Below are 24,105 nucleotides of genomic sequence, written 5' to 3' on the forward strand. Positions count from 1 at the left end.
ATGGGCACTTCAGCAATCGTCATGATGGTCATCGCCATGGTCACCGTCTGGGGCGGCCTGGGAGCCGCAATGCTGCACCTGCGCAAGCATCCCGACGAGGACGTCGCCGACTGACGGTCCGGGTGAACCCCACCCCGTTCACGACCGGCTGAGTCGGATCCGCAGCGCCGCCTCGGCGACGTGGATCGGCTCACCCCCGCCGAGGCGGTCCGATGCAATCCAAGCATCGGGCCGCCTTCGCCTATCCACCCTCATCCCACCCAGGTCGAACGCATCGTCTCACTCCTGAATCACCCACTGGTCGCGGACGTCCGGCCTGGTTAGGGTGGGGGGGGGGTGTGAGCACCCCTGCCGGGGTGCAACAGTTCCACTTCGGGTTCCGTATCCGCGGACACCCGCTGCCGAAGACATTTAGGAGACGCAATGCCACAGACAGTCAAGGGCGTCATCTCCCGCAGCAAGGGAGCCCCAGTCGAACTCACCGACATCGTCATTCCGGATCCGGGTCCGGGCGAGGTCGTCGTCGATGTGAAGTCGTGCGGCGTCTGCCACACGGACTTCCACTACCGTGAAGGCGGAATCAGCGACGACTACCCGTTCCTGCTCGGCCACGAGTCCGCCGGGGTCGTCTCCGAAGTCGGCGATGGGGTCACCGAGGTCGCGGTCGGCGATTTCGTCATCCTCAACTGGCGCGCCGTCTGCGGCGACTGCCGTGCCTGCAAGCGCGGAGAGCCCTGGTACTGCTTCGACACCCACAATGCTTCGCAGAAGATGACCCTGCCCGACGGCACCGAGCTCGAGGCCGCACTGGGCATCGGCTCGTTCGCCGAGAAGACGCTCGTCGCCGCCGGACAGTGCACGAAGGTCCCCGAGGCGGACCCGGCTGTCGTGGGTCTGCTCGGCTGCGGAATGATGGCCGGAATCGGCGCCGCCATCAACACCGGTGAGGTCACCCGCGGCAAGTCCGTGGCCATCATCGGCGCCGGCGGTGTCGGCTGCGCGGCGATCGCCGGTTCGGCTCTGGCCGGGGCGAACACGATCATCGCCCTCGACATCGATGAGAAGAAGCTCGAGTGGGCGAAGGAACTCGGCGCCACCGACACCGTGGATACGAAGGGCATGAGCGAGGACGAGGTCGTCGCCGCGATCCAGGAGCGCACCGGAGGCTTCGGCGCCGATGTCGTCATCGACGCCGTCGGGCTCCCCGCCACCTGGCGGCAGGCCTTCTACGGCCGCGACCTCGCCGGCACCGTCGTGCTCGTCGGCGTGCCGACCCCGGAGATGGAGCTCACCGTTCCGCTGCTCGATGTGTTCGGCCGCGGCGGCAAGCTCAAGTCCTCGTGGTACGGCGACTGCCTGCCCGACCGCGACTTCCCGATGCTCGTCGACCTCTACCAGCAGGGACGTTTCCCGCTCGAGAAGTTCGTGTCCGAACGCATCGGCATCGGCGATGTCGAATCCGCATTCGAGAAGATGGGCAAGGGAGAAGTCCTGCGATCGGTGGTGGAACTGTAATGACAGCTATTGAGCATCTCGTCACGTCGGGTACGTTCTCCCTGGATGGGGAGACGCACAACGTCGACAACAATGTGTGGATCATCGGTGATGATTCCGAGGTCATCGTCATCGACCCGGCCCATGATGTCGATGCGATCGCCGAGGCGGTCGGATCCAGAGACGTCAGGGCCGTTCTGCTCACGCACGGTCACGACGACCACGTGGGAGTCGTCCGCGACTTCGCACAGCGGGTGGGCAACCCCACTGTGTACCTCAATCCCGATGACTATGTGCTGTGGGATATGACCTATGAGAACTACCGTCCCGACGGACAGATCGCCCACGGCGACACCTGGACCGTCGGCGGAATCAAACTCAAGGCTCTGCACACCCCAGGCCACTCCCCCGGTTCGACGTGCTTCTTCGTCGAGACCGGTCTGCCGGCTCCGGCCTCGGCGGGTGCCGGTCGGGCCGTCGGTCCGGTGCTGTTCTCCGGGGACACTCTGTTCAACGGCGGCCCCGGGGCCACGGGGCGTTCGCATTCGAGCTTCGAGACGATCATCGAATCGATCCGCGACGTGCTCTTCCGCCTGCCCGAGGCGACCGTCGTGCTCACCGGGCACGGTGATTCGACGTCGATCGGCGCCGAGAGCCCGGCCCTCGAGGATTGGATCAAGCGCGGCCACTGATCTGGCGCGCCACAGCCCAAGCGCTGAGTCGCAGCTGTGCGCGCAATACACCTCGCAGACGCGGGTCGCGACCCCTACGGGTCCGCGACCCGCGTCTGCGCTCTCCGGCCCCGACGGATAGACTTCTCGGGTGCCAGAATCACAGTCTTCGCAGCCCGCCGAGTCCGCGTCCGCCTCGGTGCCGTCCACCAGCGACATCGCCGCCACGTCCAACGGCCTCAAGGTGGGGATGAAACCCCGCCACCTGGTGATGATGAGCCTCGGCTCGGCGATCGGCGCAGGTCTCTTCGTCGGCTCCGGCGCCGGCGTGCAGGCTGCCGGCCCTGCCGTGCTCATCTCCTACATCGTTGCGGGCCTCATCGTCATCTTCGTCATGCGGGCGCTGGGCGAACTCGTCGCCGCCGACCCGAATCCGGGTGCGTTCTCGCACTATGCGGGCAAGGCCATGGGTCCGGCCGCGGCCTTCGCCGTCGGTGCACTGTGGTGGGTGCAGCTGTGCCTGGTCGTCGCCGCCGAGGCCACCGCCGCCGCGCAGATCGCGGCCTCCTATATTCCGGCCGTCCCCCAGTGGGTCATCGCCTTGGCGATCATGCTCATCTTCACGGCGATCAACCTCACCACGTCCGGCAGCTTCGGTGAGTTCGAGTTCTGGTTCTCGCTCATCAAGGTCGCCTTCGTCGTCCTCTTCGTCGTCCTCGGCGCCGCATACCTGTTCGGGTGGACCCCGGCCGAGCCGCCCGCGCAGATCTTCGCCGACGGGTTCATGCCCACCGGCATCTCCGGCATCGCCGCCGGTCTGCTCGTCGTCGCCTTCGCCTTCGGCGGCATCGAGATCGTCGCTGTCGCCGCGGCCGAGACCGCGAACCCCGAACGCAGCGTCTCGCAGGCGATCAAGACGATCGTGTGGCGCATCCTGTTCCTCTACATCGGTTCCGTGGCGATCATCGTCCTCGTCCTGCCGTGGACGGACGACCGTTTGGCCGAGTCCCCGTTCGTGGCCGTCCTCGAGTCTGCAGGACTGCCGTTCATCGCCTCGCTGCTGGCCGCGGTCATCGTCATCGCGCTGCTGTCGTCGATGAACGCGAACATCTACGGAGCGTCCCGGATGTCGTTCTCGATGTCACAGCGGTCCATGCTTCCCCGCGGGCTCGGCCGCACCAATCGCCGCGGCGTGCCCGTGCCTGCGGTGCTGGCCACCTCGGCGTTCGGTTTCGTCGCCGTCGCACTCAACTACTTCTGGGCGGCCGAGGTCCTCGGGGTCCTGCTCAACATCGTCGGCTCGACGCTCATCGTCACCTGGGTCGTGACGCTCGTCTCGCAGATCGTCCTGCGTCGTCGCGCCGAGGCGGCCGGCCGGTCCCTGCCCCTGCGCATGTGGGGCTTCCCGTGGCTGTCGTATGTCACCTTGGCCGGCATCGCCGTGATCATCGGGCTCGGCCTGACCGTCGAATCCGTGCGCTTCCAGATCGTCGGCACGCTCATCTTCGTCGTCGCGCTCTACCTCGTCGGCCTCGTCGTTACGAAGCGCCACCCGGACGCGAAGGTCTGAGACCGCCCATCACCTCCGCCGAGGCGGCTGCCGGCCTCCGTGCCCGGACCGCGGCAGTCCCCCGCGGCCGGTGTTCAGTCGCAGCCTTCGTCCGATCCAGGCATCTGAACTCGTCAAGCCTCAATCGTCGAGTGGGTCCAATGCGGCGATGAGCTCCCGCAGGGCGTGAGCCGAATCGGCCGATCCCGCCCAGCCGACGAGCATGTCCCTCGTCTGGCCCACGTGCCGGTTGAAGTGTCGGCCCGCATAGCTCGTCACGTCGATCGGCACGATCCTCTCCAAGGCTGCGAGCACAACGTGTGCGGCGCTGCCGAACACGGCAACCGGCACCCCGAGGCGGCTTCGCACGGCCTCGGCCGCGGCACCAGCGGGCCGGTCGAGATGGGATTTCAGTGCGGCCCAGTCGCCGTCGCGGACGCTGAGTTCGGCGACGAAGGGAATGAACACCGTCGGCGGCAGCAGCACGGCCTCCATCGGCACCGGCAGAACGAGTCGGCCCAGCCCGCGAACAAGCGAACGCACCGCGCCCCTCGGCCCCGCGACGAGGAAACGCGGTGCGCCGGCCGGTGCCCAGAACCTCACTTCGTGCCCGGGTTCGACTCTTCTGCCGAGCTCTCCGTCGCGCCCGTTGGCTGTGCGCACGCCCCTGTCGATCTCCCCGGCCCGACTGCCGGCTGTGCGCAGACCCCTGTCGGCCTCCCCGACCCGGTTGCCGGCTGTGCGCACACCGTCAGCCGGCGCACCCGGGTCCAGTCGTTCGGACAGGAACGCGGGTCCGACAATGACGGCTTGGGCACCGGGGAAAACGGCCTGTGCTCGTTCGAGGTCTCCTTCGACCTGGCTCGTCGTCGCAATGAACGCGGGTGAGATCTCCCGAATCGCCGAGACCACCTCAGCGTCGAGATCACCCGGGCGAGTCGTGAGGACGATGAGGTCCCAGATTCCATCAGCGGCAGCAGCAGTCCAGGCTGTGATCGTCACCCGCCGAGTCGCGGCCACACGGGTCACCGACCAGCCATCGCTCGAACTCGCTCGTCTGCCATCGGCTCGCACGCGTCCTCCCGCACAGCTGCTGTGTCGGGAGCCCGCCTGGCCGAAATCGGTCGGATCGGCGATGCTCACACGTCGCGGAAAGGCCGCCCGTCCGTCGGCGCCGGGCGAGCGGGAGACAACGGCGACCTCGTGAGCGTCGGTGAAGAGCGCGGCTCCGGCGAGGCCGATGGCGCCGGCTCCCTGGAAGAGGACTCTCACTGCTGGCTCTCCTCATTCAGCTTTCGTGGCGCGGTTCTCGTGACTCGGTTCTCGTGGCCCGGTTCGAATGGTTCGGGTCGAATGGTTCGGGTCGGGCAGATCAGCGAGGGTGGATCAGCGCGGTGGCGATGGCCGCGACTCCTTCACCGCGGCCGGTCAGCCCGAGACCGTCAGAAGTGGTGCCCGATACCGATACCGGTGCGCCTGCTGCCGCCGACAGTGCCTGCTGGGCTTCTGCACGACGCGTGCCGATCTTCGGCCCGTTGCCGATCACTTGAACGGAGATGTTTCCGATCTCGAAGCCTGACACGTGGACGATGCGGGCCGCCTCGGCGAGCAGCGCCGAACCCGAGGCACCGGCGAATTCCGGGCGGTCGACGCCGAAGTGCTCACCGAGGTCGCCGAGCCCCGCGGCGGAGAACAAGGCGTCGCAGCACGCGTGGGCGGCCACGTCGGAGTCCGAGTGTCCTACGAGTCCGGTCTCGCCCGGCCACAGCAGTCCCGCAATCCACAGCCCGCGTGCGGGATCGGCCGAGAAGGCGTGCACGTCGACACCGGTGCCGATACGGGGAATGATCTGATTCATCGTGGCTCCTTCGCCGAATCCAACGTATCTGCTCCAGGGACTGCAGCTCCGTCACGCATTCGGGCGAGCTGTTCCGCAAGGACGAGGTCGAGCGGATAGGTGATCTTCAGCGCCTCGTCGTCACCGTCGACGGCGACGATGTCGCCACCGAGGCGTTCCACCAGCCCCGCATCGTCCGTCGGAAGCGCTCGACCCGACGGGCCGGCCCAGTCGGCTGCAATCGTGGCATAGGCCCGCCGGAGCACCTCGGCGCGAAATCCTTGAGGCGTCTGGACTCGTCGCAGCTCGGCCCGATCGAGGTCTCCTCGCACCACTTCACGCGCGCCATCGCTCACAGCCCTCGCAATCCCTTCGGGTACGCCATTCGCGTCCGAGCCTGTACCTCCGCTCGGATCCGCGCCGTCGGTCTCGTGCGAAACGACTCGCCGCACGGTATCGATCATCGGCAGGACCGGGACGACCGCCTCGGCGCCGGAGTGCAGTGCGGCAACCACTCGAGTGAACACATCGGGTGGGGTCAGGCACCTCGCAGCATCATGGACGAGAACGTATTCCGCGACACGCTCACGTTTCAAGGCTGTTTGCACCGAGGAAATGCGATCCTCTCCTCCTGCTACGGCTGTAATTGAAATTTCGCATTTCTGCCCTGCAGCCACTTCGGCGATTTCTTCACGTGCGCGCATAAGAAAATCCTCGGGAGCGACCACCACGATTGTGGAGGCGACTCCCGAGGAGATGACCGTCTCAAGGCTGCGAGCCAGAACTGTCCGTCCATTCACATGGACGAAGGCCTTCGGCTCACTGCGGCCCAGACGCGATCCCGACCCTGCGGCCGGGATGATGACACAGGTGCTCAGGATGCGAGCACTTCGTCCAGCAGAGCTTCCGCCTCGGACTCTTCCTTCTTCTCGGCCAGTGCGAGTTCAGAGACGAGGATCTGACGGGCCTTCGAGAGCATGCGCTTCTCACCGGTCGACAGGCCGCGGTCCTGCTCGCGACGCCACAGATCGCGGACGACCTCGGCAACCTTGATGACGTCACCGGACTGCAGCTTCTCAACATTGGCCTTGTACCGGCGGGACCAGTTAGCGGGTTCTTCGACGAATTCGGCACGCAGGACGTTGAAGACCTTCTCAACGCCTTCTTCACCGACGACGTCTCGCACACCGACCAGATCGCAGTTCTCTGCGGGGACCTCGATCACGAGATCGCCATGGGCGACCTGGAGCTTGAGATACAGCTTCTCCTCACCTTTGATGGCACGTTTCTTGATTTCTTGGATTGTCGCTGCACCGTGATGTGGATAGACAACAGTGTCGCCGACCTGGAAACTCATATTCTCTTCAAACCCCTTTCGCGGAATCCCAGTTTACCATGAGGCTCGCCACAGAAATCGTTCAGGGCAGCGATTCTTCATGCTAGGCTCCGCCCCTGACTCGCACTGCGATCGAGCCCATTGCCGCCTCTGTCAGCGAGAACATCGGGAGAGGACGCAGTGCCTTCATGCTCGAATGAGGACCTCGACCGACTGCGATGCGGGAGAGACTTCGCTCGCTCTTCACCGAATCTTCAGCCGCGACGCGCCCGGGCGCTTCAGAACCTCTGCGACTCCGACCGCCCGGTTCTACAGCGGGTCAAAAACCGGGTAGTATACAGACTGATCTTGTATTGCCACTTCAAGGAGCATAATGAAACGGCACAACCGCGCGGCTCTCGCCGTTGCCGCACTCGCTCTCGTTATCCCCGTCAGCGGATGTGCAAGCCTGCTGTCTCCCCATCAGACCGCCGAATACCACTACAACGGCGGCGACGGAGCCTCGGGTTCCGTCGGCGACGTCGACGTCCGTGGGCTCCTGCTCATCACGGACCAGGAAGCCTCCGGCCCGGCTCAGCTGTTCTTCACCCTCATCAACAAAGGCGACTCCACCGCCAAGGTGTCCATCGAGGTCGGCGACACCACGGTGAGCGAGTCGGTCAAGGCAGGCGACACCTTCGTCCAGGATCCGAAGAGCCCTGAGACCTCCTCCAAGGAAGTCGTCACCGTCGACAGCCTCAAGGCTGAGCCCGGCGACCTCGTCGACGTCACCGTCAAGAACGGCAGCGACGAGAAGGTCATCGAGACTCAGCTCCTCACCGACGCCCTGCCGTACTACGAAGAGTACGTTCCGTCGGAGTCGCCATCCGAGTCCCCGTCGGACATGCCAAGCGAGGATGCCGGTGCGGCAGAGGGAGCCGCAGCGGCCAACGGCTGATCAGCCCTTCTCTCGCACCGGACCCAGTCCCTCGCGAGAGCACGGAAGGAGCCGCTCACATCATGTGAGCGGCTCCTTCCGCATTCACCGCCGCCCCGTCGGTCCCGACTTCACCGACCGTGCGATTCCGGCCGGCGCCGGCAGTCGCCCTCAGGCCTCGAACTTGTACCCGAGTCCGCGCACCGTGGTGAGCAGGCGCGGTTCCGAGGGGTTCTCCTCGATCTTCGCGCGCAGTCGTTTGACGTGGACGTCGAGCGTCTTCGTATCGCCCACGTAGTCCTCGCCCCAGATCCGGTCGATGAGCTGACCGCGGGTCATCACGCGGCCGGAGTTGCGCACGAGGATCTCAAGGAGCTCGAACTCCTTGAGCGGCATGGACTGCTCTTCACCGCGCACGGATACGACGTGGCGTTCGACGTCGATGCGCACTCCCCCGGCTTCGAGCACGGACTCGTCGTCGAACTCCTCGGTCTCGACATTGCGTCGCAGCACCGCCCGCACACGAGCCAGCAGCTCACGTGAGGAGTACGGCTTCGTCACATAGTCATCGGCGCCGAGCTCGAGCCCTACGACCTTGTCGATCTCCGAATCCTTGGCCGTGAGCATGATGATCGGCACATTGGATTTCGCCCGCAGTTCGCGGCACACCTCGGTGCCGGAAGCACCGGGCAGCATGAGGTCGAGCAGGACCAGATCGGCGCCGGTGCGGTCGAACTCCGCCAGAGCCTTGAGCCCGTCATCGGCGACCGTCACCTCGTACCCTTCCTTACCGAGCAGGTACGACAGCGGGTCCGAGAACGAATCTTCGTCCTCGACAAGCAGAATACGAGTCACGTTGTGAGCTTCCTTTGTTCGCTTTCTTCGGTCAGATCCTTGGATGGGTCGGCGGTCGCCCCGCCGTCTCCATTATCACCGGCGGGCTTGCCGTTGTCGTCGGCCGAGTCGTCCGCATCGGAGGCGGCGGTGCCGTGCCCAACGTCTTCCGCCGAGGCGGCACCGTTCCCGTCGTCGTCCGCCGAGGCGGTCCTGTCCTCCCCTGCCGACGTGACTCCGGTCGAATCTGCGGAGTGTTCGATGAGCACCCCTGCCGGTGCCGAATCGGTGGCGGCGGCATCGGCTGCGGTTCCGGCCAACGGGAGGACGATCGTGAACGTCGATCCCTTGTTCAGTCGGCTCCACACGCGCACTTCACCGCCATGGGTGGCGACGATGTGCTTGACGATGCTCAGGCCCAGCCCCGTGCCTCCGGTGATCCGGGAGCGAGCCGGGTCGACCCGGTAGAAGCGTTCGAAGACGCGCTCGGTGTCCTGAGCGGTCATGCCGATGCCCTGGTCGGTCACGGCGATCTCGATGCGCTCGTCGACGAGGTCGACTCCGACGCCGACTCGAGTGCCCTCCGGCGAGTAGTTCACGGCATTGTCGATGAGGTTGCGCACCGCATTGACGAGCAGTTCGTAGTTGCCTTCGATGAGCAGGTCGCTCGGCGGGGAGACCTCGATGTGGATGTTCTTGCCCTCCGCCCCGGTCCGGGCACGGTCAGCGGCATCGTCGACCACCTCGGCGACGGAGATCTTGTCGGTCGTCGCGGGAGCGGCGTGGTCCTGGACGCGGGAGAGGTCGATGATCTCCTGCACCAGCTGGGTCAACCTCTTCGACTCCCGCTGCATTCTCCCGCCGAAGCGCTCGACTGCGGCGGGGTCGTCGGCGAAGTCGGTGACAGCCTCGGCGAGCAGAGCCATCGCACCGATCGGCGTCTTGAGTTCATGGGACACATTGGCGACGAAGTCGCGGCGGACGGCGTCGACGCGTTTGGATTCGGTCTGATCGTCGCAGAGGACGAGGACGAAGGAGGTGCCCAAGGGGGCGACGCGGGCGTGGAGGTAGCGGAGCACGGAATCGGAGTTCTCCCGTGTCTGCTCGAGGTCGATCTCTTCGATGAGACCGCGGGCACGGACGCGGCCGACGACCCGCAGCATCTCGGGCGAGGCGAGCGAGTGGCCTCTGACCAGGCCGAACGTGTACGCGGCAGGGGAGGCTTTGACGACATCGTCACCGGCGTCGATGACGATGGCGGCCGAGGGCAGGACGGCCAGAACTTCGGCGATGCCCTCGGGCAGGTCGTCCTCGGAATGCAGATCGGCAGCATCGCGGGAGCGTTCGCTGAATCGGAACGCAAGAATTCCGGCTATACCCAGGCCCAGGCCGACGACGCCGGTCAGGACCGCCACGACTAACAGATCCACAGTCTCAAGCTTAGGCGTTGTCCATCGTCCCGGCGCACCGAATTCACTTCTGCTGGCAGTATTTGCCGAGGAATTCACCTTCTCGTCTGGAGTAGTTCACTCGATCATGCGATGCTGACGTCTGTGTGCCTGCGTTCCCCGTCGTTCCTGCCCTCTGCTTTCCCCCGCTGAGGGTGCGGACCGGAATCGCAGGCACCCCTCAGGACGCCAAGCACCGCCGACAGTCACTCCCGATTGTCACGATCAAGAGTTAGGGAACCGCAGTTCATGCGCGAAGTCTTCAGAAACGAATTGGATGATCTGGCCACCCAGCTGGTCGGCATGTCCACCAAGGTCCTCGACGCCATCCGCGTGGCCAATCAGGCGCTGCATTCGAATGATCTCGAGCTGGCCGAGCAGGTCATTGAGGCCGACTCCGTCATCGACAACATGCAGTTCACCCTCGATCAGCAGGCCGCCGAGATGCTTGCCCTGCAGGCTCCGGTGGCTGCGGATCTGCGCGCCGTCATCGGCTCGCTGCGGATGTCGGCATCGCTCGAGCGCATGGGCGACCTCGCCCGTCACATCGCCCAGCAGGTGCGCATCCGCTATCCGGAGTCCGCGATCCCCGAAGGCTTCGAATCCGTGTTCTCGCGGATGGGCGAATCCGGTGACAAGATCGCCGAGGCGACGCAGAGCCTGCTCTCGAACCCCGGCCTGTCCGATGTGCCCACGATCAACGCCATCGACGAGGAGCTCGACGAACTCCACCTGAGCGTGTTCGGGAAGCTCGGCGAGGCTCCGGCCGGTTCGCTGGCTCCCCGCCATATCGCCGATGTCACCCTGCTCTCGCGCTACTACGAGCGCTTCGGTGATCACGCGGTGTCCGTGTCGCAGAAGGTCGAGTACCTGCTCACCGGCAATTGGGAGCCCTACCTGTCGAAGAAGTGAGGCCCGCGTCGTACGGACTCACGCACGCGCGCACAGACGGCGATCGCCGAGGTGGTTCTTCCACCTCGGCGATCGTCGTCTGTGTCCGGCTCAGCGACTGTGTCCGGCTCAGCGTCCCTGGTTGGCGACTTGGCCGATCGCCGCCGCGGCCGCCTCGGCGTCGAGGTACGTGCCGCCGGGGGTGACCGGAGTGAAATCCTCGGTGAGTTCGTAGTGCAGCGGAATGCCGGTGGGGATATTCAACCCCGTGATGTCGGCATCGGAGATCCCGTCGAGGTGCTTGACCAGTGCGCGCAGCGAGTTGCCGTGGGCGGCCACGAGCACGGTCTTGCCGACGGTGAGTTCGGGCACGAGGGTGTCGTACCAGTACGGCAGGAGGCGGTCGATGACGTCGGCGAGGCATTCGGTGCGGGGCAGCGCATCGCCGAGGTTGGCGTAGCGGGCTTCACCGGCCTGCGAGAATTCCGAGCTGTCGGCCAGTGCCGGCGGCGGGGTGTCGAAGGAGCGGCGCCAGGTCATGAACTGCTCTTCGCCGAACTCGTCGCGGATCTCTTTCTTGTTCTTGCCCTGCAGTGCGCCGTAGTGGCGTTCGTTGAGCCGCCAGCTGCGGTGGACGTCGAGCCATGACAGGTCGGCGGCTTCGAGCGCGATGTTCGCAGTCAGGATCGCGCGCTTGAGCCGCGAGGTATAGACGACATCGGGGATGAGGTTCTTCTCGCGCAGCAGCTCGCCGGCGCGTTTGCCTTCGGCACGGCCTTTGTCGGTCAGGGTCACGTCGACCCATCCGGTGAACAGATTCTTCTGGTTCCATTCGCTTTCGCCGTGGCGCAGCAGGATCAGGTTATACGTCATGGCTCCATTTTGACACGACCGCTCCGATGGGGGCGCCGGCGACCGTCGTCGCCGGCGGCCCTCTCCCCGCAGACACAGTCTTCGCTGTCCGGCCGCACACAAGGTCATGTCTCCCCGCTGACAGGGTCCGTCAGGCCGCAGACAGGGTCTCAATGTCTGGGCATGTGTCTCGCATGACAATATGAGCGGAATAGTCTGTAACCATGTCACACACGCCAGCACACCAGGCTTCCGGGGGCACTGCCGCTCCCGCCGCCGACCGCAGTTCGATCATCGCTGTCACGGCTCTGCCGGTCCTCGTCGTCATTGCGGGGGTGCTCGGATTCCTGCTGCCCGATGCCTTCACGCCTCTGGCCCCGTCGATCACGTGGGCGCTCGGCGTGGTCATGTTCCTCATGGGGCTGACCCTGACGCTGCCCGACTTCGCCCGCATCGCGAAGCGTCCGTGGATTGCGGCGCTCGGCGTCGCCACACAGTTCGTGGTGATGCCGCTGCTCGGTCTCCTCGTCGTGACCGTGTATTCGCTTCCTCCCGAGATCGCCGTCGGTGTCATCCTCGTCGGCTGCGCGCCCGGCGGCACCGCCTCGAATGTCGTGACCTATCTGGCGAAGGGCGACACGGCACTGTCGGTGTCGATCACGACCCTGTCGACGCTGTGCGCTCCCGTGCTCACCCCGCTGCTGACCCTGTGGCTGGCGGGTTCGTATATGGATGTGCCCTTCTGGTCGATGTTCGTCTCGATCTGCCAGACCGTGCTCGTGCCGGTCATCGTCGGCGTCCTCGTCCGAGTGTTCGCGTCGAAGTTCGTCGACACGATCTCGCCCGTGCTGCCATGGCTCGCCTCGATCGCCATCGCCTACATCGTCGCGATCGTCGTGGCCGGCTCGGCGGGTTCGATCGCCACAGCCGGTGTGCTCGTTCTGCTGGCCGTCGTCACACACAATCTGCTCGGACTGGGCATCGGCTACGGTGTGGCCACGGCCTGCCGTCTCGACACCCCGACGCGACGTGCGCTGTCCTTCGAAGTCGGACTCCAGAACTCCGGTCTCGCCTCGACGTTGGCCACCACGTACTTCTCGCCGCTCGCCGCACTGCCCGGGGCGGTCTTCAGCGTGTGGCACAACGTCTCCGGCGCCGTGGTCGCCTCCCTCTTCGCTCGTCGCCCCTACGGCAAGCCACCGGTCGATGCGCCCGACCATGATCCTGCAGCCGCGAGTGCGTCATCGGCTGAGACCACAGGCCGATGACCGCCGAGGCGGCCGCGCACGGGGGCCGGTCGGGCCGAGGGTTCGGGGGCTTCTCCCCGGAGACCCTGGTGTCGGCCGGCCGGACGTTCATCATCCGCCGCGCCACCGAGGCCGATGTGCCGGCGCTTGTCGCACTGCTGCGCGATGACGTCCTCGGGGCTGCCCGCGAGACCGGAGCTGCCCGCGAGACCGCCGCCGCTGCGGTCGGCCGTGCGGCAGCCGCGTCCGGTTCCGCATCTGCCTCCCCCGGCGCCGAGGAGGCAGACCCCTATGCTCGTGCCTTCGCACTCATCGATGCCGATCCCAACCAACTCCTCGTCGCCGTCACCGAAGCCGCGGTTCAGGACCACGTCGGCTCGACCGTCGTCGGCACCCTGCAGCTGAGTCTGCTGCCCAGCCTGTCACGCCAAGGCACTCTCCGTCTTCAGATCGAAGCGGTGCGCATCGGTGCCGCGGCTCAGGGAGTGGGGCTCGGGACAGCGGTGTTCGAGTGGGCTCACGAATGCGGACGTCGCGTCGGTGCCGGACTCGCTCAACTCACAACCGACAAGTCACGCACCGACGCGCAGCGCTTCTATGACCGGCTCGGCTATGTCGCCAGCCATGAGGGACTGAAGCGCCCGCTCGGCTGAGTTCGCCGCACTCATGAGCTCGGGCCCTTACTCTCCCTTACTCTCCCGATCGGCCGACACCGCCGGAGGCTCGGGATCGGCGTCGCCGAAGGTGCCGATGAATTCGTTGTCCTCCCCGCTGAGCACCTTCTCGAAGGCCGCAAGGTTGCGCGTCGACTCACCCCGACCGACCCTCCAGGCCCATTCCTTCTTCATCCCTGTGAGGAAACCGATGAGGAGGAGCTCGTTGAACGAGGAATCCGCCGTGGCGAGCATGGCACCGAGCAGCCCGTCGAGCTCATCGAGCAGATGCTCGCGTGGCACGCTCGCCCGCAGATAGACATCGCCGAGGCTGTCGATCGCAAACGACACCGGCCCGGGCCGGAGGTTCTTCTGCAGCAGCCACCGATTGAATTCGGCCGAGTTCTCATCGGGATGACGGATGACGAAGGCCTGCAGATGGGCGGTGCGAGCGAAGACGCTGATCGCCACGTTCGTCTTGAGCTTCTTCTCCCCCGGCAGGGTGACGACGATCTCCGTGTCCTCGATCGAGTCCACGGGGACCTCGTTGTTCTCGGCCCAGGTGCGCACTCCGGTCAAGATCGCCTCGGTGTCGGTGCTCATGCTCTCACGCCCTTCGCTCGGCTCTCGTGCTCACCGCCGACTCTAGTCCCTCAAGCTCCCAGCGCGTCCGACTTCCGAGATGATGCGCCGGAGATATCCGGCACGGCGTCGAGGACGGCGGCGACGGTCCGAGCCCAATCGAAACGTTCGGCACGGTCGACGGCGTGGCCGGCGAGTTCCGTCCGCAGCTGCGTGTCCTCGAGCAGGGTTTCGATCGCCGTCGCCCAGTGGTGGGGGTTGTGATCGGCGATGAGCAGTCCCGAATGCCCGTGTTCGACGATCTCCGGGAGTCCGCCCACCGCCGAGGCGATCGCCGGCAGCCCCGAAGCGGCTGCCTCGGCGGCCACGAGTCCGAAGGATTCGCTGCGGGAGGGGACGATGAGCACGTCCGCGGCCCGGTAGTAGTCGACGAGGATGCGGGAGGGAACGGGCGGGCGGACCTCGACGCTGGGTTCGTTCCCGATCGCCGCGGTCAGCTCCCGCAGATACGCCGAGGAGGGGCGGACCGCTCCTCCGCCTGCTTCGACACCTGCCCCCGAGGCGGCGCCGAGGAGGATTCCCCGGGTTCGAGAAGCCAGGTGGGGGTTGCGTTCCCGCAGTTCGGCCAAGGCGTCGACGGCGACGTCCGTGCCCTTGATGAACTGCATCCGCCCGACGTAGAGGACGATCGCCTCGTTCGCGGCGAATCCCAGACGCTCGCGCGCGTCCGCCTGAGCGCCCGGTGTGTAGAGGGCATGGTCGACCCCTGGCCGGGCGACGACGACCGAGTCGGGATCGGCGTGGAGTTCGGTGACGAGGTCGCGGCGTTCGGCAGGGGTGGCCGCGACGAGCAGGTCGGCCTGCGCGGCGATGCGTCCTTCGGCGTCGAGTCGCTGGGGCCGTTCGTGGCTGGTCTCCGAATCGCGGTTCTTCACGGCACCGATCGTGTGCATGCTCACCGCGATCGGCGCCCGCACTGCTCTGCCCGGCCCCAGCGCGCCGGCGGACTCGGGGTCGGCGTCGGTGTTGTCGGCGATGTCACGGGCGCGCAGGGCCGCCTCGGCGGAGATCCAATAGTGGGTCCAGATGAGATCGGCGGCGCAGAAGTCGGGATGGACCGTGAGCAGTTCGGCGAGTTCGTCGATCGCGTCGGCGAGTTCGTCTTTCGTCGCAGCGCCGACCGGCAGGTGGTGGAGGGTGATGGATTCGGTGATCTCCAGCGTCGTGCCCGCGCCGGCTCCCGTGCCGTCGAGCCCGCCGGGGTCGGCGGTGAATACGTCGACTCGGTGTCCGGCCGCGGCGAGCGCGCGCACGGATTGGTCGACATAGACGTTCATCCCTCCGGCGTCGCCCTGGCCGGGTTGGGCGACGGGCGAGGTGTGGAGGGAGAGGACGGAGATGCGCACGGAGACAGTCTAGCCAACGACCTCAGTCGGGTGACCAGTCGAAGCCGGCTCTTCATCGAAGCCGGTCCCTCACCGAAGCCGGCCCCTCACCGAAGTCAACGTCTAATCGAAGAAGGTGCCGAGGATGCGGCGCACGTCGTGTCGTCCGCGCCACAGGATCGATCCTGCGGGGAGCACTTCGAGACGGGAGGTCGGAATCGCACGGTGGATGTCCTCGGCGACGGCGACCGGGTGCGCCGGGTCGTCTTCGTGTGTGAGCACGAGGACGTCGCCGGGGAAGGTACGCAGATTCTCGGCGGCGGACTCGGTGTCCGCGACGGCGTTCTCGAGGGCGAGTCCGAGCCCGTCGGACATGTCGGTGCGGACGAGGTTCTCGGCCTTCGCCTTCGTCCAGGCCCGCACGGGGATCATCTGGGCCACCTCGGCGGGCTCGCGGGAGAGCATGAGTTCGACGATGCCGTCGATGTCCTCATCGGCGACGAGGCGACGCAGTCTCTCCAGGTAGCAGCGGTTGGCGGCGGCCACCTCGGCGGGGAATCCGGTGAAGGAGGCGGGGAGGACGAGGGCGACCTTGTCGAGGCCGCGGGTCACGGGGTGGGCGATGCTGAGCAGGTGGAGGAGTCCGCCGGCGGACATCGACACACCCAGTGCTCGGCTCGCCGAGGTGGTGCTCACGGCGTCGGCGAGCACTTCGGCGATCTGCGGGTAGGTCCACCCGGGGCCGGGTGAGGGTCGGCCGCCGTGGCCGGGCAGGTGGAGGAAGTGGCGAGTGCCGGTGATGCCGGTGCCGAAGGGGCGGGTGTCGCGGATCGCGCCGGCGAATCCGTGGCCGAAGAGGGTGTGCGGGTCGCCGGTTCCGAACGTGGCGATATAGCCGGATTCGGGGCCCGGCAGGTTGAGGTCGGTGCTCATAGGGCGAGTCTAGTCAGCGTGTGCTGGGCGCGTGCCGATCGGGTTCGCGAATGCTGTTGCGGCGTCACGCCGGTCAGCGGTTGCGGTAGCGCGGGTCGACGGCGCGGACCTTCGGTCGGACGTCGGTGAGGTAGACGATGCCGGCGACGAGGGCGATGATGTTGAGGAAGATCATGCTCATACCCATCGGCGGCAGGGCGATGAGGGCGAGCGCGAGTCCGACGCCGAGGAGGATGACCCAGAACTTCTTGCTCTGTTTGTCCACGGCGCGGTAGTTCTCGTCCTTGAAGCGGAGGCAGTCGATGAACGCCCAGAGTTGGACGATGAATGCGGCCACCGTCAGTGCCAGAAAGACGAGACGCTGAAAGCCCGCGATGTATTCCATGGTCCCAGCCTAGCAATCTCGGGCTGTCGGGGCAGTTCCGGGCGGGAGATCCTCGGCAATTGCCCACCCGCATCCCACGGCTTTCACAGTGGGTGGGCACTGCCTCGAGGCCGCAGTCGGCAGGTGCCGTCCCACGTTTGCGGTGGCGGCTCGGTTCCTCGCGACCGCAGTCAGCGGGTGCCGCCGCCCCTGCTCAGAGGATCCCGGTCGTGCGGATGAGGGCACACACGCCCATGCCGATGACCACGGCGACCAGCATGGGCACGCGCAGGATCGCGGCGAGCACTCCGGCACCGACGCCGATGAGGCGGGCGGGATCCGCGATGTCCTTGCCGTCGAAGACCGCGGTCGTGGCGAAGACGGCACCGATGAGCACGACCGTGGCTCGGTCCATCCATATCGTCACGCGTTCGGTCGAGTCGGCTGAGTCCGAGGACTCGCCGGGTGCGGAAGTCTGGGCGAGTGCGGAGGATTCGCCAGACGGGACGGACTGGACGGACGCCGAGGATTCTCCATGCTCGGAAGATCCGGCCCCCACCGAGGCGGTCGACGGAGTACGTCGACGACCCCTCACAGCGATCGCCGCTCCCACCTTCACTCCGGCGAAGCGCATGAGATAGGTTCCGAGACTCAGCCCGGCCAGGGCGATGAGAAAGCTGACTGCGCTCATCGGTGCCCCTCCTCTCGAGTCGCGGATTGCGTTCGGTCGTCACTGCGCTGTTCGGCACCGGGCAGTTCAGCATCGCCCTGATCGGCACTGCGCTGATCGACACCGTGCAGTTCGGCACCGTTGTCTCCGGAGCGGCGGCGGATGAATGAGCGCACGGCCCAGCCAGCGGCGACGAAGACGAACACGGACAGCGAGGTCACTGCCCCCAGCCCGAGCGGCAGCAGCGGGGTCAGCCCCACGGCGATGAGGATTCCGATGGCGGTCAGCGAGAGCGTGACCTTGTTCTTCAGATCCCCGCGGATGAGGCAGAAGAGGATGATGGGGAAGGCCGCGTCGAGTCCGAGCAGGTCCGCGTTGATGACATTGCCCAGCCACTGTCCGACCATGGCGCCGCCGGGCCACATGATGGCGATTGCGGCTCCCATGAGCAGGAACGCATGCCATTTCGCGCGATCGTTGTGCCCGGTGCGCGAGATCGCGGTGGATTCGTCGTTGATCCAGTGGGAGGCGATGAGAGCTCGCCAGTCCTGTGGGAAGAAGGGGCCGACGGCAACGCCGAAGGCGAAGTTCCGGGAATTGACGAGGAGCCCCGCGAGCACCGCGAGAATCGGGGCACCGCCGGCTGTGATGACGCCGACGAAGGTGAACTCGGCGGCACCGCCGAGAGCGAACATCGCCAGCAGCAGCGTCTGCCACCAGGCGAAACCGGAGACCGCGGAGATCGCCCCGTACGACAGCGCGACTGCGATGATCGTGATGGTGACGATGGCGACCGCACGATAGGTCGAGCCGGCAAGAACTCGCTCGACGCGAGGCTTCCGCTCAATCGTGCGAAATAATGAACCCATGTTCTATACAGTGCACCCTCGGCAATCGTTCGTCAACCCGAACGACCGACGCGCTATAGTGAACCCATGACTTCTCGAAGCAACGATGATTCGCTGAACGACTCGCACGGCAGTGCCGACCCCGCTTCCGCCTCAGATTCCGACCCCGCTTCCGCCCCTGTTGCCGGCACCGGGCTCTCGCCGAGTCAGCAGATCGCTGCGGCCTTGAAACGCGAACGGCTGCGTGCCGGACTCTCTTTGTCCGAAGTCGCCAGAAGGGCAAGAATCGGGAAGTCGACGTTGTCCGGACTCGAGACGGGAAGCGGCAATCCGAGCCTGGAGACGATGTGGGCACTGGCCGCTGCGCTCAATATCCCTCTCGCTCGCCTGCTCGACCCTCCCCCGCATGAGGTGGCGCTGCAGCACGTCGGCGATATGCCCAGCCTGCCGTCGACGACCGCGAACTATGTGGCCACCCTGCTCTCACCGTCGCCGACGAATGCCCGTCGCGATGTCTACTTCATCCAGGCCGAACCGGGCGAGCCGCGCGAATCTCAGCCGCATCCCCAGGGCACGATCGAACATGTCATCCTCGGCCGCGGGTCCGCACGCATCGAGGTCCTCGGGAAGTCCTATGACTTAGGGGTCGGCGACTACCTCACTCACCCGGGCGATCAGCCCCATCGATTCACGGCTCTGGCGCCGGGCACGAACGCCGTCTTCGTCGTCGAAAGCAGCTGACCGCACCTCAAAGCCCATTCGTAGCACGGCCTGTCAGTCGCGGACCCCATTCGAGCTCCGCCCCGTTCGGCGCACGGCCGGCAGAGTGGGCCCACACAACGCGCGACGCCCAGCGCTTTAAGCGCACTATCCGCAGATCGACAGCGGTATCACAGACTATTCAACGACCGGACCGTCATCGTCTTCGGCGTTCTCCGCCAGCGGCGGAAGCCGCGACTGTGCCTCCTCGCGTGTCAGCCCTGCGGCCTGCAGCAGGTCGACGGCGACTGTGCGCAGGAGCAGGACCATCGACTCGTCGTGGATGTCCCAATCGGGTTTCGCCCGCGGATCCAGAGCCCCCGCCGCTTCGGACAGGGCCGCCTCGGCGAGGGAACGGTCGGTGCCGCGGCGCAGAGCGATCTCGAGCTTCTTCGCACCATCGGCCAAGGATCCGACATAGTCGGCGATGACGGGTTTGGCGACGCCGAGCTCGGTGATGCCGACGACGCGGCGGGCGATGACTCGCATGGTCCGCATCGCGCGGTCGGAGAAGGTGTGGGCACGTGACAGGCGGGTGACTTCGGCCGCATGCCGGCGGGCACGTGCGTTGATCTTCGCGGCTTCACGGGAGATCCGCAGGGATGAGCCCCAGGAGTCGATGATGTCCTGGGTTTCGCGAGCGCGCTCGAGGGCTCGGCCGGCCATCGTCACATCGGCTTCGCGCAGGGCTCGTTTCATCATCCTGAGGACGGCGTCGACCTCCTCGAGCATGTCTGCGGCCAGGCGCCGCGGGACCTTGCGAGCGTCGCGCGGGATGAGCAGGGCCAGCAGAATCGCGCAGACGGACCCGGTGAGAGCGTCGAGAGTGCGCGGGAACGGCATGGTGGTGGCGGTGGCCGGGACTACGACGACGTAGACGGATTGGACGGCGATCTGCGTGATGAAGATGCCGCCGGAGTTGAGGATCGTGCCGATGACCAGGCCGACGATCAGGGTCAGGGCGAGCTGCCAGATGCCGGAGCCGAAGAGGTTGACGAGTATCTCGCCCACGAGCACCCCGAAGGTCGCACCCATGCCGATTTCCATCGCCCGGCGCAGACGACGGTCAGCGACGGGGCCGATGCCGACGGCAGAGGCGACCGCAGCGAGGAACGGATACGGGTGGCCGAGCACGTAGACGCAGAAAGCGTAGGCGGCGGTCGCGGCGATGGGGATCTGGATCAGTTGACCGGAGTTCACCCACACCCGCTTGAGTCCTAAGCGCAGGCGGTGGGCGACGACGTTGAACCCTCGCCGAGGCAGTTCGCTGACCCGTTTGTCCGCCATCAGTCCCCTCTGCCGCTTGCTGGTGCTGTACTCAGAATACCGGAAATGTGGCATGCTAAAGTCTGTCCGCCGAGGAGGCTAACGAATGACAACGAATCTCACCCGAAGCGAAGCGCAGAGTCGAACACAGCTGCTCGAGGTCGATTCCTACTCAGTCCATATCGACGTCAGCAACGCCGAAACCGATGCCGACACGTACCTGTCTCGCACTGTCGTCGACTTCTCCGCTCGCTTCGTCGATTCGACATTCATCGACCTCATCGCCGACTCCGTGACCTCCGTTCTGATCAATGGTGAGAGCCTCTCCCCTGCCGAGGTGTTCGACGGCGCCCGGGTCACGTTCCCCGTCCGCGCCGGCCGCAATTCTCTGACGGTCGAAGCGCAGGCACGCTATTCCACCTCGGGCGAGGGACTGCACAGGTTCACCGATCCTGCCGACGGCAAGACCTACCTCTATACGCAGTACGAACCCACCGACGCCCGTCGCGTGTTCGCGAACTTCGACCAGCCCGACCTCAAGGCGGAGTTCGTCTTCGCGGTCACGGCTCCCGCGCATTTCCAGGTCCTGTCGAACCGGGCCGAAGCGAGGACGGAACCGGCCGAGGCAGCGGCGGGGGCCGCCTCGGCGAACGGATCCGAGGCCGCGAACGGATCCGACTTCGCGACGTCGGCCGGATCCGGCGCACCGGGCGTGATCACCCATCACTTCGAACCGACGCTCAAGCAGTCGAGCTATATCACCTGCATCACCGCGGGCCCATACGAAGGGGCGACGGATGAGTGGACGGACCCGCGCACCGGACAGACCGTGCAGCTGGGCGCATGGACGCGGGCGAGCCTCGTCGATCACCTCGACGCGGACGATATCTTCGGCGTCACGAAGGCCGGGCTCGATTTCTTCACCTCCGAATTCGACTACCCCTACCCGTGGGGCAAGTACGATCAGATCTTCGTCCCCGAGTACAACCTCGGCGCGATGGAGAACCCCGGTCTGGTCACGTTCACGGACAATCTGATCTTCCGCGACAAGGTCACGGACGCGAACTACGAGTCACGTGCCAATGTCATCCTGCACGAGATGGCGCATATGTGGTTCGGCGATCTCGTCACGATGAAGTGGTGGGATGATCTGTGGCTCAAGGAGTCGTTCGCCGATTTCATGGGTGGGCTCGCGCTGGCCGAGGCGACCCGGTTCACCGATGGCTGGGTGACCTTCGCGCTGCGGCGCAAGGCGTGGGCGTACACACAGGATCTGTATCCGACGACGCATCCGATCGTCGCTGACATCCCCGATGTCGAGGCCGCGAAGCTCAATTTCGACGGCATCACCTATGCCAAGGGCGCGTCCGTGCTCAAGCAGCTCGTCGCGTTCGTCGGCCGGGAGGCGTTCTTCGCCGGGTCGCGGCTGTATTTCAGACGGTTCGAGTACGGCAACACCGAGCTCGCGGATTTCCTCGAATGCCTCGCCGAGGCGGCTCCCGACCGGGACATCGCGAAGTGGGCGGCCGCGTGGTTGGGGACGTCCGGAGTCTCGGAGCTGTCCCTGCAGCTGACCACCTCGGATGGTGCGGCTGGGCCTTCGGATGGTGCGTCTGCGGGTTCGGCCGGGTCGGCTGGAGCGGTCGGGTCGGCTGGAGCGGTCGGGTCGGCTGGAACGGCCGGGGCGGCTGGAACGGCCGGGTCGGCTGGAACGGCCGGGTCGGCTGGATTCGCCAGCTGCGGAGCACCGACGGATTCCGTTGCCGCTTCGCGGGGCGCTGGAGGCGGGAGACTCGTGGCTTCGAGTTCTGGAGCTCGGCTGCGCAGTCCCGATGCGGTCGACGACAGCGTCGACGGTGCGACCGGAGCCGCGTCCGCGGCCGGGTCCGGGGCAAGCGGAGCTGCGCACGCGGCCGGGTCCAGGGCAAGCGGCAGTGTTCAGCCGCCTCGGCGACGGTCCGGGTCGGAGAAGGTCACGGGCGCCACGATCACTCAGGCCGATTCGGCCGAGGGCGCGTCTCTGCTGCGGCCGCACACGATCGAGATCGCCACGCTCGGGCGGTCGGGGCGGGAGATCGTGCCCCTCGATTCCTTCCGTTTCGAGTTCTCAACCGAGTCTGCCGACGTCGAGCAGCTGATCGGCCGCAGGGCCGGCCTGATCACTCTGCTCAACTACAACGATCTGGACTATGCGCGGGTGCGCCTGGATCCGGAATCGACGGAGGCGGCGGTCACCTCGGCGTCGCGGATCACGGACCCGCTGTCGCGGGCCCTGGTGTGGTCGGCGTTGGACAATGCGGTCCGCGATGGGCTCATGCCGGTCCAGAAGTACCTCACTGCCTATGCCCGCAGCCTGGGCAAGGAGAGCCACGCAGGGATCATGGCGGGACTCAGCCAGACCGCTCTGACCTGCATCGATCAGTGGGTGGCGGACCGGAATTTCGATGCCGCGATCACGGGGCTGTTGGGAGCGGCACTGGATGCGCTGGCTGCGGCGAAGGCCGGGTCGGATGCGCAGCTGCATCTGGCCAATCTGGTGTTGGCGCTGACCTCGCGGACGGCGCGATGCGCGGCGGGCAGTTCCGCGGTGGCCATGGGGCGTGGATTCGCCAGTCAGATCCTTGCGGTGCCCGTCGGCGGGGAGGTCGACCGGATGTATGCCGGAGCTCCCGGGCAGTCCGGGCGAGTCGATGCTGCCGGTCAGGCTGGTACGACAGATCAGGCCGGCGCAGTGGATCAAGCCGGCGCGGCGGATCAGGCTGGCGCGGCGGGACAGTCGGTCGAAGCGTCCGGCGATGCCCGCTCGGGCCGAGGTGCCGAGCATTCGACTGCGACGCTGCCGTTCCGCGGCCTCATCAATGATCATGCGCTGCGGTGGAATGCGCTGACGGCGCTCGTGTGCCTCGGGTGGGCCGACCAGACGGATATCGCACGGGAGAATCATTCGGATCCCAGCTCTTCGGGTCGGCTCCACGCCGAGACGGCCAGTGCGGCTCTGCCTCTGCCGATCGTCAAGATCCGTGCGTGGGAGGCGATCCGCGAGGCGGGCGCGCTGAGCAACGATGTGCTGTCGGCGATCATCTCCGGGTTCATCGCGCCGAGTGCGATGCCGCTCATCGAGGAGTATGTCGATGAGTACTTCGATGGTCTGCTCGGGTTCTGGATGGACAATTCGATCGAGATCGCCCGTCGCCTGGTGCTCGGCCTCTATCCCCGCTGGTCAGTCGACGAGGAAGCTGTGGTGGAGAAGACCGACACGTGGTTGGCCGCCAACGTCGATGCGCCCGCGGCCCTGCGCCGCCTGGTCATCGAACGTCGGGATGATCTGGCCCGTGCCATCTTCCTGAAATCGACTCAGAGTTCGCGACACTGACCGGCAGGCGCCTCGGCGAGGGGGCTGGGGCGAATCAGCTCAACAGGCGCCTCGGCGAGGGGGCTGGGGCGAATCAGCTCAACAGCCGCCTCGGCGAGGGGACCTTGGGCGAATCAGCTCCGCAGCCGCCTCGGCGGGCGAGTACCGGTGAAACCGAGCCGACGGTCGTCCCGGTCAACTCTGTTCGATACCGGCCT

The 24,105-nt window shown here is 66.3% G+C and carries 24 protein-coding genes; 10 read left to right on the forward strand and 14 right to left on the reverse strand.

Going from position 1 to position 24,105, the window contains the following annotated elements; all coding sequences use genetic code 11:
• From CXR29_RS14545 to CXR29_RS14560, 4 genes are all read left to right on the forward strand, one after another.
• Complete coding sequence (locus tag CXR29_RS14545; protein WP_081770452.1) at window positions 1-114, forward strand: methionine/alanine import family NSS transporter small subunit; 114 nt, start codon at window positions 1-3, stop codon at window positions 112-114.
• 309 nt (window positions 115-423) lie between these two features.
• Complete coding sequence (locus tag CXR29_RS14550; RefSeq protein WP_127364921.1) at window positions 424-1,515, forward strand: S-(hydroxymethyl)mycothiol dehydrogenase; 1,092 nt, start codon at window positions 424-426, stop codon at window positions 1,513-1,515.
• Window positions 1,515-2,186: an MBL fold metallo-hydrolase gene (locus tag CXR29_RS14555; RefSeq protein WP_127364922.1), complete on the forward strand. Its 672-nt coding sequence runs from the start codon at window positions 1,515-1,517 to the stop codon at window positions 2,184-2,186. Before CXR29_RS14550 ends, CXR29_RS14555 begins: the two co-directional genes overlap by 1 nt.
• A 130-nt stretch (window positions 2,187-2,316) precedes the next feature.
• On the forward strand, window positions 2,317-3,735 hold the full coding sequence (locus CXR29_RS14560) for an amino acid permease (protein WP_241241474.1): 1,419 nt from the start codon (window positions 2,317-2,319) through the stop codon (window positions 3,733-3,735).
• Between the two features lie 120 nt (window positions 3,736-3,855).
• Here the strand turns inward: CXR29_RS14560 and CXR29_RS14565 are convergent, their stop codons facing one another.
• From CXR29_RS14565 to CXR29_RS14580, 4 genes are all read right to left on the reverse strand, one after another.
• Entirely contained in the window at window positions 3,856-4,986 is a 1,131-nt protein-coding gene (locus CXR29_RS14565) for a hypothetical protein (RefSeq protein WP_127364923.1), read from the reverse strand.
• 100 nt (window positions 4,987-5,086) lie between these two features.
• Window positions 5,087-5,572 (reverse strand): 2-C-methyl-D-erythritol 2,4-cyclodiphosphate synthase, encoded by a 486-nt coding sequence (gene ispF / locus CXR29_RS14570; protein WP_127364924.1) that lies wholly within the window; start codon window positions 5,570-5,572, stop codon window positions 5,087-5,089.
• Complete coding sequence (locus CXR29_RS14575; protein WP_206516286.1) at window positions 5,569-6,432, reverse strand: 2-C-methyl-D-erythritol 4-phosphate cytidylyltransferase; 864 nt, start codon at window positions 6,430-6,432, stop codon at window positions 5,569-5,571. Before CXR29_RS14575 ends, ispF begins: the two co-directional genes overlap by 4 nt.
• Window positions 6,426-6,908 (reverse strand): CarD family transcriptional regulator, encoded by a 483-nt coding sequence (locus CXR29_RS14580; protein WP_025779034.1) that lies wholly within the window; start codon window positions 6,906-6,908, stop codon window positions 6,426-6,428. Before CXR29_RS14580 ends, CXR29_RS14575 begins: the two co-directional genes overlap by 7 nt.
• A 352-nt stretch (window positions 6,909-7,260) precedes the next feature.
• Between CXR29_RS14580 and CXR29_RS14585 the strand changes: the two genes are divergently transcribed.
• Window positions 7,261-7,824, forward strand: a complete 564-nt coding sequence (locus CXR29_RS14585; protein ID WP_127364926.1) for a hypothetical protein — start codon at window positions 7,261-7,263, stop codon at window positions 7,822-7,824.
• A 150-nt stretch (window positions 7,825-7,974) separates the two neighbouring features.
• Here CXR29_RS14585 and CXR29_RS14590 read toward each other — a convergent pair whose 3' ends face one another.
• Together CXR29_RS14590 and CXR29_RS14595 are read right to left on the reverse strand one after the other, a co-directional pair.
• Window positions 7,975-8,658 (reverse strand): response regulator transcription factor, encoded by a 684-nt coding sequence (locus CXR29_RS14590; RefSeq protein ID WP_025779031.1) that lies wholly within the window; start codon window positions 8,656-8,658, stop codon window positions 7,975-7,977.
• Complete coding sequence (locus CXR29_RS14595; protein ID WP_240812079.1) at window positions 8,655-10,067, reverse strand: sensor histidine kinase; 1,413 nt, start codon at window positions 10,065-10,067, stop codon at window positions 8,655-8,657. The genes CXR29_RS14590 and CXR29_RS14595 overlap by 4 nt, the downstream gene beginning before the upstream one ends.
• A 267-nt stretch (window positions 10,068-10,334) precedes the next feature.
• On the opposite strand from CXR29_RS14595, the gene phoU reads away from it, so the two are divergent.
• On the forward strand, window positions 10,335-10,997 hold the full coding sequence (phoU, locus tag CXR29_RS14600) for a phosphate signaling complex protein PhoU (protein ID WP_127364927.1): 663 nt from the start codon (window positions 10,335-10,337) through the stop codon (window positions 10,995-10,997).
• Between the two features lie 108 nt (window positions 10,998-11,105).
• On the opposite strand, the gene CXR29_RS14605 is transcribed toward phoU, so the two are convergent.
• On the reverse strand, window positions 11,106-11,849 hold the full coding sequence (locus CXR29_RS14605; protein ID WP_062241266.1) for a phosphoglyceromutase: 744 nt from the start codon (window positions 11,847-11,849) through the stop codon (window positions 11,106-11,108).
• A gap of 203 nt (window positions 11,850-12,052) precedes the next feature.
• On the opposite strand from CXR29_RS14605, the gene CXR29_RS14610 reads away from it, so the two are divergent.
• Window positions 12,053-13,096, forward strand: a complete 1,044-nt coding sequence (locus CXR29_RS14610; protein WP_241241475.1) for a bile acid:sodium symporter family protein — start codon at window positions 12,053-12,055, stop codon at window positions 13,094-13,096.
• Complete coding sequence (locus CXR29_RS14615; RefSeq protein WP_127364928.1) at window positions 13,093-13,728, forward strand: GNAT family N-acetyltransferase; 636 nt, start codon at window positions 13,093-13,095, stop codon at window positions 13,726-13,728. The genes CXR29_RS14610 and CXR29_RS14615 overlap by 4 nt, the downstream gene beginning before the upstream one ends.
• A 27-nt stretch (window positions 13,729-13,755) precedes the next feature.
• Here CXR29_RS14615 and CXR29_RS14620 read toward each other — a convergent pair whose 3' ends face one another.
• The 6 genes from CXR29_RS14620 to CXR29_RS14645 all read right to left on the reverse strand — a co-directional run bounded on the left by CXR29_RS14620 (window position 13,756) and on the right by CXR29_RS14645 (window position 18,531).
• Window positions 13,756-14,331, reverse strand: a complete 576-nt coding sequence (locus CXR29_RS14620; RefSeq protein ID WP_127364929.1) for a YbjN domain-containing protein — start codon at window positions 14,329-14,331, stop codon at window positions 13,756-13,758.
• Between the two features lie 50 nt (window positions 14,332-14,381).
• Complete coding sequence (locus CXR29_RS14625) at window positions 14,382-15,716, reverse strand: glycosyltransferase (protein ID WP_241241476.1); 1,335 nt, start codon at window positions 15,714-15,716, stop codon at window positions 14,382-14,384.
• A gap of 102 nt (window positions 15,717-15,818) precedes the next feature.
• Entirely contained in the window at window positions 15,819-16,628 is an 810-nt protein-coding gene (locus CXR29_RS14630; protein WP_127364930.1) for an alpha/beta fold hydrolase, read from the reverse strand.
• A gap of 73 nt (window positions 16,629-16,701) precedes the next feature.
• Complete coding sequence (locus tag CXR29_RS14635) at window positions 16,702-17,013, reverse strand: DUF2516 family protein (protein WP_101554646.1); 312 nt, start codon at window positions 17,011-17,013, stop codon at window positions 16,702-16,704.
• Window positions 17,014-17,206: 193 nt separating this feature from the next.
• Window positions 17,207-17,683: an AzlD domain-containing protein gene (locus tag CXR29_RS14640; protein WP_127364931.1), complete on the reverse strand. Its 477-nt coding sequence runs from the start codon at window positions 17,681-17,683 to the stop codon at window positions 17,207-17,209.
• A complete protein-coding gene (locus tag CXR29_RS14645) occupies window positions 17,680-18,531 on the reverse strand; it encodes an AzlC family ABC transporter permease (protein ID WP_127364932.1) in 852 nt (283 codons plus the stop codon). The genes CXR29_RS14640 and CXR29_RS14645 overlap by 4 nt, the downstream gene beginning before the upstream one ends.
• Before the next feature lie 66 nt (window positions 18,532-18,597).
• Between CXR29_RS14645 and CXR29_RS14650 the strand changes: the two genes are divergently transcribed.
• A complete protein-coding gene (locus CXR29_RS14650; RefSeq protein WP_127364933.1) occupies window positions 18,598-19,251 on the forward strand; it encodes a helix-turn-helix domain-containing protein in 654 nt (217 codons plus the stop codon).
• Between the two features lie 156 nt (window positions 19,252-19,407).
• Here the strand turns inward: CXR29_RS14650 and CXR29_RS14655 are convergent, their stop codons facing one another.
• Window positions 19,408-20,556: an FUSC family protein gene (locus tag CXR29_RS14655; RefSeq protein ID WP_101554650.1), complete on the reverse strand. Its 1,149-nt coding sequence runs from the start codon at window positions 20,554-20,556 to the stop codon at window positions 19,408-19,410.
• 85 nt (window positions 20,557-20,641) lie between these two features.
• On the opposite strand from CXR29_RS14655, the gene pepN reads away from it, so the two are divergent.
• Window positions 20,642-23,908 (forward strand): aminopeptidase N, encoded by a 3,267-nt coding sequence (gene pepN / locus CXR29_RS17735; RefSeq protein WP_241241477.1) that lies wholly within the window; start codon window positions 20,642-20,644, stop codon window positions 23,906-23,908.
• The last annotated feature ends 197 nt before the right edge of the window (window positions 23,909-24,105 follow it).

The sequence above is a fragment of the Brevibacterium linens genome, assembly GCF_003999335.1.
Lineage (GTDB): Bacteria > Actinomycetota > Actinomycetes > Actinomycetales > Brevibacteriaceae > Brevibacterium > Brevibacterium linens.